Annotated in this window: 20 protein-coding genes; 14 read left to right on the top strand and 6 right to left on the bottom strand. The window is 69.4% G+C overall.

Features of this window, described 5'->3' with window-relative positions; all coding sequences use genetic code 11:
- The first annotated feature begins 15 nt into the window (after positions 1-15).
- Genes JNUCC0626_RS23960 through JNUCC0626_RS23950 form a run of 3 tightly spaced genes read left to right on the top strand, consistent with a single transcriptional unit; the run spans position 16 to position 2149 of the window.
- Positions 16-441, top strand: coding sequence for a hypothetical protein (locus tag JNUCC0626_RS23960; RefSeq protein ID WP_394613012.1), 426 nt, complete (start codon positions 16-18; stop codon positions 439-441).
- Complete coding sequence (locus JNUCC0626_RS23955; protein WP_394613011.1) at positions 438-1448, top strand: permease; 1011 nt, start codon at positions 438-440, stop codon at positions 1446-1448. The genes JNUCC0626_RS23960 and JNUCC0626_RS23955 overlap by 4 nt, the downstream gene beginning before the upstream one ends.
- On the top strand, positions 1445-2149 hold the full coding sequence (locus JNUCC0626_RS23950) for a TIGR03943 family putative permease subunit (RefSeq protein ID WP_394613010.1): 705 nt from the start codon (positions 1445-1447) through the stop codon (positions 2147-2149). Before JNUCC0626_RS23955 ends, JNUCC0626_RS23950 begins: the two co-directional genes overlap by 4 nt.
- A gap of 46 nt (positions 2150-2195) precedes the next feature.
- On the opposite strand, the gene JNUCC0626_RS23945 is transcribed toward JNUCC0626_RS23950, so the two are convergent.
- Genes JNUCC0626_RS23945 through JNUCC0626_RS23935 form a run of 3 tightly spaced genes read right to left on the bottom strand, consistent with a single transcriptional unit; the run spans position 2196 to position 3231 of the window.
- Entirely contained in the window at positions 2196-2594 is a 399-nt protein-coding gene (locus JNUCC0626_RS23945; protein ID WP_394613009.1) for a Fur family transcriptional regulator, read from the bottom strand.
- Positions 2591-2941 (bottom strand): ArsR/SmtB family transcription factor, encoded by a 351-nt coding sequence (locus JNUCC0626_RS23940; RefSeq protein WP_285645276.1) that lies wholly within the window; start codon positions 2939-2941, stop codon positions 2591-2593. Before JNUCC0626_RS23940 ends, JNUCC0626_RS23945 begins: the two co-directional genes overlap by 4 nt.
- An 11-nt stretch (positions 2942-2952) precedes the next feature.
- Positions 2953-3231: a hypothetical protein gene (locus JNUCC0626_RS23935; protein WP_394613008.1), complete on the bottom strand. Its 279-nt coding sequence runs from the start codon at positions 3229-3231 to the stop codon at positions 2953-2955.
- Between the two features lie 17 nt (positions 3232-3248).
- On the opposite strand from JNUCC0626_RS23935, the gene JNUCC0626_RS23930 reads away from it, so the two are divergent.
- Positions 3249-3626, top strand: a complete 378-nt coding sequence (locus tag JNUCC0626_RS23930; RefSeq protein WP_394613007.1) for an antibiotic biosynthesis monooxygenase family protein — start codon at positions 3249-3251, stop codon at positions 3624-3626.
- On the opposite strand, the gene JNUCC0626_RS23925 is transcribed toward JNUCC0626_RS23930, so the two are convergent.
- On the bottom strand, positions 3607-4284 hold the full coding sequence (locus JNUCC0626_RS23925) for a tetratricopeptide repeat protein (protein WP_394613006.1): 678 nt from the start codon (positions 4282-4284) through the stop codon (positions 3607-3609). The two genes, JNUCC0626_RS23930 and JNUCC0626_RS23925, sit on opposite strands and share 20 nt — an antisense overlap.
- A 93-nt stretch (positions 4285-4377) precedes the next feature.
- Here JNUCC0626_RS23925 and JNUCC0626_RS23920 point away from each other — a divergent pair, with 93 nt between their 5' ends.
- The 7 genes from JNUCC0626_RS23920 to JNUCC0626_RS23890 all read left to right on the top strand — a co-directional run bounded on the left by JNUCC0626_RS23920 (position 4378) and on the right by JNUCC0626_RS23890 (position 9881).
- Positions 4378-5763, top strand: a complete 1386-nt coding sequence (locus JNUCC0626_RS23920) for a glycine--tRNA ligase (RefSeq protein ID WP_285645374.1) — start codon at positions 4378-4380, stop codon at positions 5761-5763.
- A gap of 75 nt (positions 5764-5838) precedes the next feature.
- Positions 5839-6537, top strand: a complete 699-nt coding sequence (locus JNUCC0626_RS23915) for a hypothetical protein (RefSeq protein ID WP_394613005.1) — start codon at positions 5839-5841, stop codon at positions 6535-6537.
- Entirely contained in the window at positions 6534-6854 is a 321-nt protein-coding gene (locus JNUCC0626_RS23910) for a hypothetical protein (RefSeq protein ID WP_394613003.1), read from the top strand. The genes JNUCC0626_RS23915 and JNUCC0626_RS23910 overlap by 4 nt, the downstream gene beginning before the upstream one ends.
- Entirely contained in the window at positions 6851-7618 is a 768-nt protein-coding gene (locus JNUCC0626_RS23905) for a hypothetical protein (RefSeq protein ID WP_394613002.1), read from the top strand. The genes JNUCC0626_RS23910 and JNUCC0626_RS23905 overlap by 4 nt, the downstream gene beginning before the upstream one ends.
- Entirely contained in the window at positions 7618-8121 is a 504-nt protein-coding gene (locus JNUCC0626_RS23900; protein WP_394613001.1) for a hypothetical protein, read from the top strand. Before JNUCC0626_RS23905 ends, JNUCC0626_RS23900 begins: the two co-directional genes overlap by 1 nt.
- Before the next feature lie 35 nt (positions 8122-8156).
- Complete coding sequence (locus JNUCC0626_RS23895; RefSeq protein WP_394613000.1) at positions 8157-8945, top strand: hypothetical protein; 789 nt, start codon at positions 8157-8159, stop codon at positions 8943-8945.
- 66 nt (positions 8946-9011) lie between these two features.
- On the top strand, positions 9012-9881 hold the full coding sequence (locus JNUCC0626_RS23890) for a hypothetical protein (protein WP_394612999.1): 870 nt from the start codon (positions 9012-9014) through the stop codon (positions 9879-9881).
- Here JNUCC0626_RS23890 and JNUCC0626_RS23885 read toward each other — a convergent pair.
- Positions 9871-10758, bottom strand: a complete 888-nt coding sequence (locus JNUCC0626_RS23885) for a serine hydrolase (RefSeq protein WP_394612998.1) — start codon at positions 10756-10758, stop codon at positions 9871-9873. The two genes, JNUCC0626_RS23890 and JNUCC0626_RS23885, sit on opposite strands and share 11 nt — an antisense overlap.
- A gap of 16 nt (positions 10759-10774) precedes the next feature.
- Positions 10775-11506, bottom strand: coding sequence for a Type 1 glutamine amidotransferase-like domain-containing protein (locus tag JNUCC0626_RS23880; RefSeq protein WP_394612997.1), 732 nt, complete (start codon positions 11504-11506; stop codon positions 10775-10777).
- 60 nt (positions 11507-11566) lie between these two features.
- Here JNUCC0626_RS23880 and JNUCC0626_RS23875 point away from each other — a divergent pair, with 60 nt between their 5' ends.
- Genes JNUCC0626_RS23875 through JNUCC0626_RS23865 form a run of 3 tightly spaced genes read left to right on the top strand, consistent with a single transcriptional unit; the run spans position 11567 to position 14485 of the window.
- On the top strand, positions 11567-12232 hold the full coding sequence (locus JNUCC0626_RS23875; RefSeq protein WP_394612996.1) for a YdcF family protein: 666 nt from the start codon (positions 11567-11569) through the stop codon (positions 12230-12232).
- Positions 12232-13470: a deoxyguanosinetriphosphate triphosphohydrolase gene (locus JNUCC0626_RS23870; protein WP_394612995.1), complete on the top strand. Its 1239-nt coding sequence runs from the start codon at positions 12232-12234 to the stop codon at positions 13468-13470. Before JNUCC0626_RS23875 ends, JNUCC0626_RS23870 begins: the two co-directional genes overlap by 1 nt.
- A 10-nt stretch (positions 13471-13480) precedes the next feature.
- Positions 13481-14485 (top strand): serpin family protein, encoded by a 1005-nt coding sequence (locus JNUCC0626_RS23865; protein ID WP_394612994.1) that lies wholly within the window; start codon positions 13481-13483, stop codon positions 14483-14485.
- The last annotated feature ends 7 nt before the right edge of the window (positions 14486-14492 follow it).

Raw genomic sequence — 14492 nt, 5'->3', positions numbered from 1 at the left:
CCTTCGATGGGTGGCGTGATCATTTACGAGCCGGAAGAGGACTCGGACATCAACGAGTTCCCCTGGACCGTCACGTTCGAGCCGTCGGGCGGCGACGACTGGGACTCGTTCATCTGCGGCCCGTACGAGCGTGACCACGCCGTCGCGCTGGCCGAGGCCGTGGCGCTCGACGACGAGGAGGGCGGCGTGCTGGCGATCGTGAAGCCGATGCTGCCCGCGCTGTCCGCCGAGGACGTCTCCGCCACCATCGAGGAACTGCGCGAAGCCGCCCTCGAAGAGGAGGAGGACGAGGAGGAGACCGTCAACGGCACTCCCGTCGACTTCGACGACGACGATCTCGAAGAGGAAGAGGCGGAGTTCGCCGAGCCGCCCTCGCCCGAGGAGATCCGCGAGGGCATGGCGCGCCAGTACCGCCGGCTGCTGGACCTGGACTCGGAATGACGATCACCGGCGAGATCCGCTCGTCGAAGCGGCGCTCCGGCCCGCCTCGGCTGAAGATCACGTCGTTGGAGGTGCTGTGCGGGATCCTCGTTCTCGCACTGCTCTTCCAGTCCCGGCTGGTCGACCTGCTCGACGTGCCGAAGCTGCGCACGGCGTCGACCGTGTTCGTGGCGATCTGCGTGCAGGCCATGCCGTTCCTCGTGCTGGGCGTGCTGATCTCGGGCGCCATCGCGGCGTTCGTGCCCGCCTCGGCGTTGCGTCGGCTGCTGCCTTCGAAGACCTCGCTGGCCGTGCCCGTGGCGGGTGTCGCGGGCATCGCGCTGCCGGGGTGTGAGTGCGCCTCGGTGCCGGTCGCCAAAAGGCTCATGCAGCAGGGCGTCGCACCTGCCGTCGCGTTGACGTTCCTGCTGGCCGCGCCCGCCGTGAACCCGATCGTGCTGGTGTCGACGGCGGTGGCGTTCAACGACGCCCCGATGATGGTCGTGGCGCGCTTCGTCGGCTCGTTGCTGACGGCGATGGTCATGGGCTGGCTGTGGGTGCGGTTCGGCAAGATGGAGTGGATCGCCGAACGTGCGCTGGCGCGCATGGCCGACCACACCGGACGGTCGAAGTGGGCCGTGTTCGCGGAGAGTTCGCGGCACGACCTGGTCGACGCCGGTGGGTTCCTGGTGCTGGGCGGGCTGTTCGCGGCGGCGTTCAAGACGTTCGTGCCGGTCGCGTGGATGCAGACGCTCGGCGGTCAGATCGTGCTCGGCGTGATCGTGATGGCGCTGCTCGCCGTGATCCTCGCGCTGTGCTCGGAGGCCGACGCCTTCGTCGCCGTCGCTTTCTCCGCGTTGCCGTTGCTGCCGCGCCTGGTGTTCCTCGTCGTCGGCCCGGCCGTCGACGTGAAGCTCATCGCGTTGCAGGCCGGTGCTTTTGGCAAGTCCTTCGCCTTCCGCTTCGCACCCGCCACCTTCGTGGTGGCGATTCTGTGCGCCGTCGTGTCGGGAGTGGTGCTGCTGTGAGGCGCGAGACCCAGAACATCCTGCTGGTGCTGCTCGGCGGGGCCCTGCTGAAGATCAGCTTCTCCGGGCTCTACCTGCGGTACGTCCAGAAGTCGCTGCTGCCGTTGCTGATCGCGGCCGGCGTGATCATGATCGGCCTGGCGCTGTTCTCGATCATCCAGGACGTCCGCCGCGGCAAGGCGGCCGACGAGCACGACCACCAGCACTCGCACTCGTCGCGCTCGACGTGGCTGATGCTGCTGCCGGTGCTGGCGGTGTTCCTGATCTCGCCACCCGCGCTGGGCGGTGACGTCGTGAACTCGGCCGCCGACACCAACCAGACCCAGCGCTCCCGCAACCTGCTCGGCGAACTGCCGTCCGGCGACGTCATCCCGTTGTCGATGACGGAGTTCGTGACGCGCACGGCGTGGGACGAGTCGGGCACGCTCGACAACCGCCGGGTGAAGCTGACCGGGTTCCTGCTGCGCGCCGAGGGCGAGACCTACGTGGCGCGGCTCGCCATCTCCTGCTGCGCGGCCGACGCACGGCCGTTGAAGGTGCGGCTGGGCGGGGACGTGCCCGCGCTGCCGGACGAGCAGTGGGTCGAGGTGACCGGGCAGGTCGTGCCGAAGTCGGCGAACGAGAAGAACTCGTGGGTGCCGAGCTTCACCGTGGAGTCGTTCACGGCGGTGGCCGAGCCGGTCGAGCCCTACGAGTCCTGAGCGGTGAGCCGCCGATATATTGGATATCGGCGGCTACTTTCTGCTGCTACTTGAGGCCCTTGGCCGTGCAGTCCGCGCACGTCCCGAAGATCTCGACGGTGTGGCTGACCTGCGAGAAGCCGTTCTCCGCAGCGACCCGGTCCGCCCACTTCTCGACGGCGGGGCCCTCCACCTCCACCGTGCGGCCGCAGTGGCGGCACACGAGGTGATGGTGGTGGTGGGCCGAGCAACGGCGGTAGATCGCCTCGCCCGAGTCGGTGCGCAGGACGTCGACCTGGCCCGCGTCCGCGAGGGACTGCAGGGTGCGGTAGACCGTCGTCAGGCCGATGCCCTCGCCGCGGCGGCGCAGTTCCTCGTGCAGCTCCTGGGCACTGCGGAAGTCGTCGAGCTGGTCGAGCAGGTTCGACACCGCGGTGCGCTGCTTGGTGGACCTCAGTCCGGTCACAACTTCTCCTCGACGTGCGTCACAGCGTCCACCACGATGTGCGCCAGGTGTTCGTCCACCAGTCTGTAGACGACCTCTCGGCCGTGCCTCTCTCCGTGCACCACGCCCGCCGACTTGAGCACGCGCAGGTGCTGGCTGATCAACGGCTGGGCGACGCCCAGGGCCTCGACCAGTTCGTGCACGCAGCGGTCGTGTTCCCGCAGTTGCAGCACGATGGCGATGCGGACGGGAGCGGCCAGGGCTCGGAGCAGGTCGCCCGCTTCGGCGAGGGTGTGCGCGGGGCGGGGTGGCGCCGGCGCGGGGGCCTCGCGTTCGGGGGAGTGCTCGCCGTGCAGCTGAGCGGTCATGGCGGCGCACCTCACCTGGTAGGGATTTTCACAACCAATTCTACGGTGATGATGACCAGTACCAGCAGGACCACCACGCGCAATGTGCGTTGAGCTGGGGAAAGCACCTTCCAGGTGGCCGCCAGGAGGGTCCCCGCGGCCACGATCAGGACGCCGAGCAGCACCGCGCCGACCGTGCCGCCGACCCAGACGCCGGTGATGAACAGACCGAGGACGAGCACGAACGCCACTACCGGGCGAACGCGCGCCAGCGGGCCGTCGCCGGGCAGGAGGGGGCGCTTGGAGGTCACCGTGCCATCCTTGCACCGTGCTGCTCGTGTGCCGCTTCCGCGTATCCGATCCAGAGTCGTTCACCGCGCGCGTCGAGGAGGCGTTGCGGCTGCTCACGGCTCAGCCGGGGTGCCGCAGGGGGACGTTGGCGCGGTCGACGGACGAGGACGACCGCTGGGTGCTCACCGTCGAGTTCGACTCCGTGGTGGCTTATCGGCGCGCGATGTCGCCGTTCCCCGTGCGCGAACACGTCATCCCGTTGCTGTCCGAGGCGCTGACCGACGAGCCCGCGATGTACGAACCCACGTTGACCAGCGAGGACGGCACTGTCGAGAAGCACACGAGCGTGCTCGCCGAGGACGCGTTCACGGTGCGGCTCGGCGAGGCCGCCGGACCTACGACCCCGCGGCGATAGCTTCCATCTCCTTGACCCACTCCTCCTGCGAGTCGTGGGGGAGGAGGTCGAGGGCCCTGCGCGCGGCCGCCGCGGCCTCTTCCGGCCGGCCCAGTGCGTGCAGCGTCTTGGCCTTGCCGCTCTCCGCGTACGCCTCGGGCGTCTTCTCGAAGGCGTCCAGCGCCTCCTCGAAGCGGCCGTTCTCGAAGTAGAACCAGCCGAGGTTGTTGTGCAGCGGGCCGAGCCAGCGCACCAGCTCCGGGTTCGACACGACGATCTCGAGGCCCTGCTTCGTCCACTTCTCCGGGTCGTCCACCAGCGACGCCATGTGCGCGGCGTCCACCGCGAGCGACAGGTCACCGCGCGTCTTCGCGAGGATGAACGCCGCCACGAACAGCGGTTGCGCGGCCTCGGGATCACCCGCCGAGCGGTGCAGCCGGCCGCGTTCGAGCAACGCCCGCACGCGTCCCGTCGAGTCGGGCGCGACGAGCACCTCCGCCTCGTCGACTAGCGTGTGACCTGCGGCGAAGTTCTCCCGCAGACCCTCGACCCGCGCCAGCTGGGTCAACACCTCGGCGCGCTCGTCGTCCGTCTCCACGTCGCCCAGGAACGCGCGGAACCTCGCCTCGGTGCCGTCCAGATCGGCGAAGTCCCACAGCTCTCGCAGCCGGTCTTCCATTCCTGCAGGGTAAGGCTCCGGTCGCCCGTTCGGGGCGCAACGTGACGGGCTAGGCTTGAGCCCCCGATTCTCATTCCCCCGATGGAGTTCCCCTTGCCCGCCGATCGCATCGAAACCGTTGTCAGCCTCTGCAAGCGCAGGGGGTTCGTCTACCCGTGCGGGGAGATCTACGGCGGTACCCGCTCGGCGTGGGACTACGGACCTCTCGGCGTCGAGCTCAAGGACAACATCAAGCGCCAGTGGTGGAACTTCATGGTCCGCGGCCGCGAGGACGTCGTGGGTCTGGACTCGTCGGTCATCCTGCCGCGTGACGTGTGGGTCGCCTCCGGTCACGTCGAGGCGTTCGTCGACCCGCTCGTCGAGTGCGAGTCGTGCCACAAGCGGTTCCGCGCCGACACGCTGTCCGAGGAGTACGCGGAGCGCACCGGCAAGGAGGTCGCCGAGGGCGACGTCTCCGACGTGCCGTGCCCGAACTGCGGCGTGCGCGGCTCCTACACCGAGCCGAAGATGTTCAACGGCCTGCTGAAGACGCACCTCGGTCCGATCGAGACCGAGGAAGGCCTGCACTACCTGCGCCCCGAGACCGCGCAGGGCATCTTCACGAACTTCCTGAACGTGCAGACGACGTCGCGCAAGAAGCCGCCGTTCGGCATCGGCCAGATCGGCAAGTCGTTCCGCAACGAGATCACGCCGGGCAACTTCATCTTCCGCACCCGCGAGTTCGAGCAGATGGAGATGGAGTTCTTCGTCGAGCCGGGTACGGACGAAGAGTGGCACCAGTACTGGATCGACGAGCGCACCCGCTGGTACACCGACCTGGGCATCTCCAAGGAGAACCTGCGGCACTACGAGCACCCGAAGGAGAAGCTGTCGCACTACTCGAAGCGGACCGTCGACGTCGAGTACCGCTTCCAGTTCGGCGGCCAGGAGTGGGGTGAGCTCGAGGGCATCGCGAACCGCACCGACTTCGACCTCACGACGCACTCGAACCACTCGGGTGTCGACCTGTCGTACTTCGACCAGGCGACGAACTCGCGCTTCAAGCCGTTCGTCATCGAACCGGCAGCCGGCGTCGGCCGCCCGATGATGGCGTTCCTGCTCGAGGCCTACACCGAGGACGAGGCGCCGAACGCCAAGGGCGGCGTGGACAAGCGCGTCGTGCTGAAGCTCGACCGCCGCCTCGCGCCGGTCAAGGTCGCGGTGCTGCCCCTGTCTCGCAACGCCGACCTGTCGCCCAAGGCCCGCGACCTCGCGACGGCCCTGCGCCGCAACTGGAACGTCGACTTCGACGACGCCGGTGCCATCGGCCGCCGCTACCGCCGCCAGGACGAGATCGGCACGCCGTTCTGCGTGACCGTCGACTTCGACACGCTCACCGACCTCGCCGTGACGGTGCGGGAGCGCGACACGATGTCGCAGGAGCGCGTGGCGATGGACCAGCTGGAGTCGTACCTCGCCGCCCGCCTGGTCGGCTGCTAGTTCCGCTACTCCGTTCGGCCCCGTTCGCTGCCACGTTGTGAAGTCGGTTGGTCACAGCGCGCAGGGAGCGGGGTCATGGTCGAGGACAACCGCAGGTGGGGCTTCGAGGAAGCCGACGACGGGGACTACGAGGCAGGGCGGCGCGCCACACCGCCGTCCGCCGCGCCTGAGCCGGACGATGTCGACGCTTGTGTCGGCAGCGACGCGAGCGGTGCGGTCTCGGTGGTCGTCGAACTCGACGGCCGGGTGCGCGCAGTCCGTCTGGCCGCTCGCTGGCGTGACAGCATCGACCAACGCGCATTGGATGCCGCCGTTCCCGATGCCGCGAACAACGCGACCATGCGCGCGCTGTCCCGATCGGCGGAAGCACAAGGGGATCTGGCGGCCGTCGAGCCGCGCCCCGCAGACCCCAGCGTCGACGAGACACCGTTCACCCGCGATGACGCGATGAGGTTGTTCGACGCCGTGAACGCCGAACTCGCCGCGTTCACCTCCGGCCTTGATCAGACGGTGAATGCTCCCGTGCAGGCCGAAAGCCGCGGCGGACACGTCCGCGGCACCGCGCAGTCCGGCCGGGTCGTGCGCTTCGAGATCGACGACAGATGGGCGCATGCCGCTCCCCACCCTGAGATGGAGGGCGAGCTCGCCGAGGTCCTGCGCGCGTTGCACGATCGAGCCACACCGGCACCCCGTCCGGCCGGTCCGGCGATCGCGGAACTCCAGGCACTGGCGAGTGATCCGGCAAGGTTGCTGCGGAAAGTGGGGCTGGCGTGAGCGACTTGAAAGTCGCGCTCGACGCGATGCGTGCGGACGCGGGGCTCTGGTCGGCTGCCGCCGACGACGTGGAGGAGCCGCAAGGCGCCATCTCCGGGCTGACGCTGACCGGCCACGACGTGTCGATGTGGGCCGTCGACCGTGGTCTCGACCGCACCTACGAGAAGGGCAGGGGCGTGCTCGAAGACCTGCTGCGCCAGGCGATGACGGCGTTCAACGGCCTCGGCGACAGTCTGCGCGCCGCCGCGGACACCTACGAGCGCGAGGAAGACGCGAACCTGCACGCGATGAACCGGCTGACGGGGGAGATCAGGTGACCAATCCTCTGGTGGTGCAGGCCAAGGGCAAGGCCGACGACGTGGACCGCGCCATTCGCCGGTTCTTCGACGTGGTGAACACGACGCTGAGCTGGGTCCCCGCTCCGTTGAAATGGGTGATCGAAAGGGTCGAGGACGGCATTCGGATCGTCAACGTGAAGATCGCCGAGTTCTGGGACCGGGTGAACCAGCTCTTCGAGCAGCCGGGAGACTCGGATCGGCTCCGGCAGGTCGGCACGGAGTGGGTCGAGAAGGTCGGCAACAAGCTCGGCGACGTTGCCGGCACGGTCACGCTCGACAAGATGCGCACGAACGTCGAGTGGGAAGGCAAGGCCGCGCGGGCTTACTCGGCGACGGTCCCGCCGCAGTCGCAGGGGCTGAACTCGGTCAAGGACGTCGCGAACCAGATGCGCGCGTCCCTCAACAGTCTCGCTAACTCGATCGACGCCTTCTGGATCGCGATGGGTGTGGCGCTGGGGACGTTCGTCGTGGCCGCGGTGGGTGCGATCGCCGCCGCCTGCACGGTCGTCGGAACGCCTGCCGCCGTCGGCGCGATCGCGGGCGGACTCACCGTCGCGATCGGCATCATCGGTGCCACGATCATGGCGTTGGAGGCCCACACCAACACGATCGAGACCGAGCAGAACTCGATCGTGCAGAAGATCCACGACATCGGCCGCGAGTGGACGATGCCGAACACGGGCGACATGGGCGACGCCAGCGTCACCGACGGCGACGGCTCGGATTGGAAGATCGGCAATTGATGATCGTGGGGCAGGGGCCGCCGCCGCAGTGGGTGCGGATGCCCGCCGAGCGCGTCGCCTGGATCAGGACGCGGCTCGCGTTGACGGGGCTGCCGCTCATCGGCGTGGCGCTCGTGTTCGGGATCGTGCTCGTCGCGGTCGGCCTGAACCTGCCGACCGCCCACAACCCGATCAACGTGATCGGCGTGACGGTTGCGGGGATCGGCGCGTTCTGGGGGATCCTGTCCGGTCTGAGCCTCGCGACGGCCCGGTCGTGCGCGCGGGACGGGTACGTCGACGTGAACGGGGCCGGTCTCGTCCGGCGGTTGCTCGGGGTCTGGTGGGCGGGCGCGATCTTCTGCGCGCTGTTCGCCTGGTTCTGCGAGGTGATGACCTTGACCGGCGATGAGCGTCCGGTGCCGTTCACCGCCGGGTCGGCCGTCTACCTCGCGGTGCTCGGGTTGCTCGTCCTGTTGGGCGGGGTCGCGTTCTTCACCGCACGCCGGGTTCTGCGGGTCGGCTGAGGCAACAGAACGGCGTGCTCGCGCGTGATGAGGGCATGCGCGCACTACCACTGAGACAGATCGGCGCCCTGCTGGTGGGCGCAGGGATCGCGATGCTGGCCGGGATGGTCCTGGCCGTGCTGGACCTGCCCGTGACCGGGGTCGCCACCTGGTCCGTGTGGTGGGGCGTGCCGGCGGTGGCGTTCGGGCCGCTGCTGACCGGGGTGATGCTGCTCCGGCCGGGCCGTCGCGGCTTCGGGATTCCCGTCGGGGTCTCGGTGATGGGCACGTACCTGGCCGGTGTCGAGGTGCGCGACGAGTACGTGGAACACCCGGACACGCCGATCACCACGGGCACGGTGGCGTTCTGCGTGATCGCGCTCGTGTCGGTGGTGTTGACCGTGCTCGTGCCCCTGCTGACGGCGCCTGAGCCCGAGTCGGAGGGGCCTGTCGACGGGCTGGCGAGGTGGGGGACCGGGACGGCGGTGCTCGGCGGACTGCTCGCTGCGGGGCTCGTCGCGGTGGCGTTGAGCGTGCCGGTGGCGGGGGTCGGCTGGCTCGTCGGAATTGGGGTCGCCACGGCCGGCGGCACGGTCGTCGCCGGAGTGCTTCTGTTGCGGGTGAAGGACCTTCGCGCTGCGCACTGGGGGCGTGTTGTTTTGCTCGGACTCGTGTTGGCTGCGCTGGCGTGTCTTGCTGTGGTGCAACCCGTCGCGTACGTGCTGATGACCGAGTCCGCAGTTGCCGGGATCGGGTACGACCTGATGTACCTCGCGGCGATGCTCGGCATCGTGCTGTGTGCAGTCAGGCTTCACAGCGTGCTTGAGGGGGTTGCGGCGCGATGAGCGTTGTTCGGCGGCGAGTTCCGCTGAGCTGAGCAACATCCGCGGCCGTTGCCGCGTGTTCTGGATATGGCGGGGGAACAGGTCAGGGGGCGTGGCGGCGTGCAGGCCGCCACGGGGGTGGCGCTCGTCGTCTGGGTGGCGGCGTGCGCGGTGGTGATCGACGTGGCGAACCCGCGGGTGCTGCTGGCGTCGGCGGTGAGCGGCGGGTTGGTGTGTCTGTGCGCGGCGGCCGGTGGGGTTGTGGCGCTGCGGCTGACCGACGCGGAGTCGGCTGCTCGCTCGAGGCACGTGTTCGTGGTGTTGGAAGGGGTCGCGCTGGCGGCGTTCTTCCCCTTCTACTGGTTCGGGTTCGGCATCGAACCCGTCGGGAAGCCGGGCACCTTCGCGGTGGGGGCGGTGCTGGCGCTCGCGGTGCCGGTGGCCGGGGCGCTGGTGCTCGTGCTGCGTCGATCGCTTGCGGTGCACAAGATCGTCGTCGCCGAGCACGGGCCGCTCGTGCCCGACAGCGGTGAAGGTGCGCCGGTGGCGCGGGTCAGGGTGCTGTCGACCGTACTCGTCGTGGTGGGGACGGCGCTGGCGCTCGCCGCGGTGGCGGTGGCGTTCGCGGCTCCCGCGTATCGGTGGGTCCTGCTGGTCGTCGGGCTTCTTGTGACGCTCACGCCCGTGTTGCTCGGAGTGCGGCTTGCGGGCGTGAAGAACGTCTACGACGCGCGGCGCCGCAACGTCGGCAACTACCTCGTCGTGCCGTCAGCCGGTGGGGTCGCGGTGTACGCGTTCGCGTCCACGGCCGGTGAGGTCGGGGTGTTGTTCGGGGCGATCACGTTCGGCGCCGTCGTGCTGCTCGTGGTCGCGATCCTCGTGGTGCGGGAGTTCAGCGGTGATTGGGACCGGCCGTGGCGCGCGGACCAGGAACGCCGGCACCGGCTCAGCCCTTGACACCCAGCTTCGCGAGGACGGCCGTGCTGACGGCGTTGATCGAGTCCCTGGCCGTCGTCCACGACCCGGTCGGGTTCGTCGTCAGGACGGCGACGGCGTAGCGGCCGTCGAGCACGCCCGCGCTGTGCAGGTAGACGTCGGCGGGCAGGTAGTACATCCAGCCCTGCTTGGCGTAGACGCCGGTGACGCCGAGCAGGCCGAACGCCTGGTCGAAGCCGTCGGCGGCGGTCGCGGGCGCCTTCGACAGGGCGCCGACGATCACGTCGCGCTGTGCTGAATTCACCTGCGGCGAGTTCAGGATGTAGTGGTAAAGCCGCACCATGTCGTTCGCGGTGATGACGACCTCTCCCCACTGCGAGGGGTCGTCAGGAGCGTGAGTACCTGTAAGTCCCGCTGCGGTGGCGACGCGGCCGATGGCGCCCATGCCGTCGAACCTCGTCCACAGCACGTCCATGGCGTTGTCGTCGCTCAGGCTGAGCGCGCGGTCGATGAGGGCGACGTCGTCGTCGGACAACGGCCGCTGCAGCGCGTCGACGGCGAGGATCAGCTTCGACAGCGACGCCGAGTAGAACGGCTTGTCGCCTTGGGAGGACACCGTCACGTTCGTTTGAAGGTCTAACACCGCGAGGCCGACGTCGGACGCGCCGCCCGCTGCGGCAATATCCGATATATCAGCCGCTGATATATCGGATATTGCCGACGGGCCGATATCTGATGTATTGGATCCCGTATCCGATATATCAGCGCCGTCGCCCGTATCCAATACATCGGGACCGCGCGATATATCAGCTGACGGCTTGCCGTGCGCGAGGCACGGCGAGGCGTCCGGGATGGCGAACACCGCCGTGACGAGGAGGACGATCAGAGCCCAGCGCACATCTCCAAGGTCCGCGTCAGAGCGCCCTGGTGTCGAGCTTTTCCTCCTGTGCGGTTGCTGAAGAATCCTCCCTGACCACCACGTATGCGCCGGCGCCCGGACGTTCCGTCACCGCTTCGGCGAGTTCGGTGCCGCGGTAGAGCAGGCCCGCGCCGTCGTCGGTGCAGTAGGTCGTCGGCAGCGTTCCGGCCGCCACCGCCTCGTGGATCTTCGGGCGGCGCTGCTCCTCGGAGTCGTAGTGCACGCCGTTGCCGTAGGGGAGGAAGCCCAGACCGTTGGTGACGATCCGGAGGTCGGGGCCGAACGAGTCGGTCGCGCCGCCGGAGTGCCAGCAGATCGACCCCGCCGACACCCCGCCGAGCACGACGCCGGTCGCCCACGCCTTGCGGAAGACGGCGCCGAGGCCGTGCACGTCCCAGACGGCGAGGAGGTTCGCGACCGAGCCTCCGCCGACCCAGACGACGTCGTGGGACAGGACGTAGTCCTCCAGGTCGTCGGTCGGCGGCATCGTGAAGAGGTTCAGCGGCGACACCTCGACGCCAGCGACCCTGCCGGCCTCGGCCATGTTCGCGTTCATGGCCCGCTGGTCGCCGCCGGCTGTCCCGACGTAGCACAACCGGGGCGCGCGGCCGTCCACGCCGGCGAGGTCCAGCGCGAGGTGGATCAGCTTGTTGAACTCGAAGTAGGTCCTGCGCCCGGAGCGCAGACCTCCCGACGTGGCGAGGATGGTGGGCTGCTCAGCAGGCATGACGATGATCCTCGCAGGGGCGTCAACGCCGCACCCGCTGGGTCTGGAACCATGCATGGTGTGCGGACCACGCCTCTCAAGCCACTCGCCAGAATTCGCCGGATCGTGTTGCGCCTCGTCTTCGGGGCGCTGGCCGTCGCCGTGCTCGTCGGCGGCGGCACCGCGTTCCGCGTGTGGCAGGTCGCGCGCGTGGACGACTGGACGAAGGCCGACATGGCGATCGTGCTCGGTGCCGCGCAGTACAACGGCGTCCCGTCCGACGTGCTCGCGGCCCGCCTCGAACACGCGCTCGGCCTCTACCAGGAGGGCGTCGTCGGCTACATCGCGACGACCGGCGGCCGTCAGCCCGGTGACAACTTCACCGAGGGCCAGGTCGGCAAGCTGTGGCTGGTCAAGCGCGGGGTGCCGGAGGACAAGGTGCTCCAGGTCGGCGAGGGCGCGGACACGCTCGGGTCGTTGCGGGCCGTCGCGTCCGTCGCGAAGGAACGCGACCTGAAGACCGCGGTGATCGTCAGCGACCCGTGGCACTCGCTGCGCGCCCGCACCATGGCCGAGGACGCCGGGCTGACGGCCTGGACGTCGCCGACGCGCAGCGGTCCGAACGTGCAGACCCGCGAGACGCAGTGGTTCTACATCAAGCGCGAGACCGGAGCCCTGCTCTACTACCGCCTGATGAAGGCGCACGCCGGCGTGTTCGAGGAGCTGAACCTCCCTAAAATCGGGTGATGGGATACACCGGCCACGACGCGGAGCGCCTGCTCCCCGAAGAACCCAAGAGCGCCGCGCTGCCGGGTTCCCGCACCGAGGCGCGCACGCCGTTCTCCCGTGACCGGGCCCGCGTGCTGCACTCCGCCGCGTTGCGCAGGCTCGCGGGCAAGACGCAGGTCGTCGGCCCCGGTGAGGGTTCCGAGGTCACCGGTGTGCCGCGCACGCGTCTCACGCACTCGCTGGAGGTCGCGCAGATCGGCCGCGGCATCGGCGAGGAACTGGGCTGCGACCCGGACATCGTCGACACGGCCGGGCTCGCGCACGACATCGGGCACCCGCCGTTCGGACACAACGGCGAGAGGGCGCTCAACGAACTCGCGGGCCCGTGTGGCGGTTTCGAGGGCAACGCGCAGACGTTCCGCATCCTCGCCCGCCTCGAACCCAAGACCGCGCACGGCCTGAACCTCACACGCGCGGTGCTCGACGCATCGACCAAGTACCCGTGGACGCGCACGCCGGGCATGGTGAAGTTCGGCGTGTACGACGACGACGTCGAGGTGTTCGAGTGGATGCGTGCGGGTGCACCGGACCGTGCGCAGTGCATCGAGGCGCAGGTGATGGACTGGGCCGACGACGTGGCGTACTCGGTGCACGACGTCGAGGACGGCGTGCTGGCCCACCGCATCAGCCTCGGCGCGCTGGCCCGTCCGGACGAACGCGCCGCCATCGCCTCGCTGGCCGCGAAGACGTTCTCCGACGAGTCCGTGACGACGCTGGAGGCCACCGCCGAGGACCTGCTGAAACTGCCGGTGATCGGCTACTGGACCGACCACGAGTACGACGGCTCGCTCGGCGCGCAGGTGGCGTTGAAGAACCTCACCAGCGAACTGGTCGGCCGCTTCGCCTCCGCCGCCGTCACCGCGACCCGCGCCGTGCACGGCGGCGGCACGCTGACGAGGTACACCGCGTCGCTGGAGGTCCCGAGCCAGGTCGCCGCGGAGGTGGCGCTGCTCAAGGCGATGGCCGTCCGGTACGTCATGAGCGACCCCGCCCGCCTCGCCATGCAGGCCAAGCAGCGCGACCTGATCGCCGACCTCGTCACCCGCCTGATGGAACGCCCGACGCTGCTCGACCCGGCGTTCCGCCCGGTGTTCGCGGCCGCTTCCTCCTACGAGGCACGGCTTCGCGTCGTCGTCGACCAGGTCGCGCTGCTCACCGACGCGCAAGCCGTGGCCTGGCACCGCGCATCGGCGTAGGTTCGGGGGCGTGGCAGCCCACGACTTCGCCCTCGCCCTGCACCGCGTCGCCGTCCCGGACCACACCGCGAACGCGTGCTGGTCGCCGTTCTCCGTGGCCTCGGCGCTGGCCCTGGCCCGCGAGGCCGCCCGCGGCGAGACCAGAGCCGAACTCGACGGGATGCTCGGCGGTTTCGACCCGGCCGCCGCGCGCGACGTGCCCGAACTGGCCGTCGCGAACACGCTGTGGGCCGACGACGACCTGACGATCAACCCGGACTTCTCGCTGGCCTCCTCGGTGCGCCGCACGGCGTTCTCCGACCCCGCGACCGTCCGCAAACTCGTCAACACCGACGTCGCCGAGACCACCCGCGGGCTCATCCCCGAACTGCTGACGGACCCGCCGCCCCCGGACGCCGCCGCGATCATCGTGAACGCCCTGTACCTCAAGGTCGGCTGGCTGAACCCGTTCGCGGGCGGGGAGACCGCGCCGAAGCCGTTCCACGCGCCCGGCGGTGACGTGGACGTGCCGACGATGACGGTCACCGAGAAGTTCCGCTACCAGCACCAGGACGGCTGGCAGACGATCGTGCTGCCCGCCGACTCCGGCGTCGAGACCGTGGTCCTGCTGCCGGACACCTCGCTGGAGCAGCCGCTGCCGCCGTCCGCACTGGACGCCCGCACCCTCACTCGCCTGGAACTCGCACTGCCCAAAGTGGACGTTCGCGCGCGCTTCAACCTCAAGAACTCGTTGCGGAGGCTCGGGGTCGAGCGCATGTTCCAGCGCGACGCCGACTTCTCCGGCCTCTCGCCGGACGAGCGGATGTTCGTCGACGACGTGGTGCACGAGGCCGTGCTGCGGCTGGACGAGGAGGGCCTCGAAGGCGCGGCGGCCACGGCCATCACGTTCCGCACGGTGTCGTTCGAGATCCCGACGGACCCGGTGGTGGTGACGGTCGACCGGCCGTTCCTGCTGGCGGTGCGGCACGCGCGGTCCGGCGAGATCTACTTCCTCGCCCAGATCGCCTCTCCGTAACCATCGG

Source organism: Lentzea sp. JNUCC 0626 (genome assembly GCF_043632865.1).
Classification (GTDB): Bacteria; Actinomycetota; Actinomycetes; order Mycobacteriales; family Pseudonocardiaceae; genus Lentzea.
The sequence above is the reverse complement of the archived record's forward strand: the minus strand, read 5'-3'. Positions and strand labels throughout refer to the sequence as shown.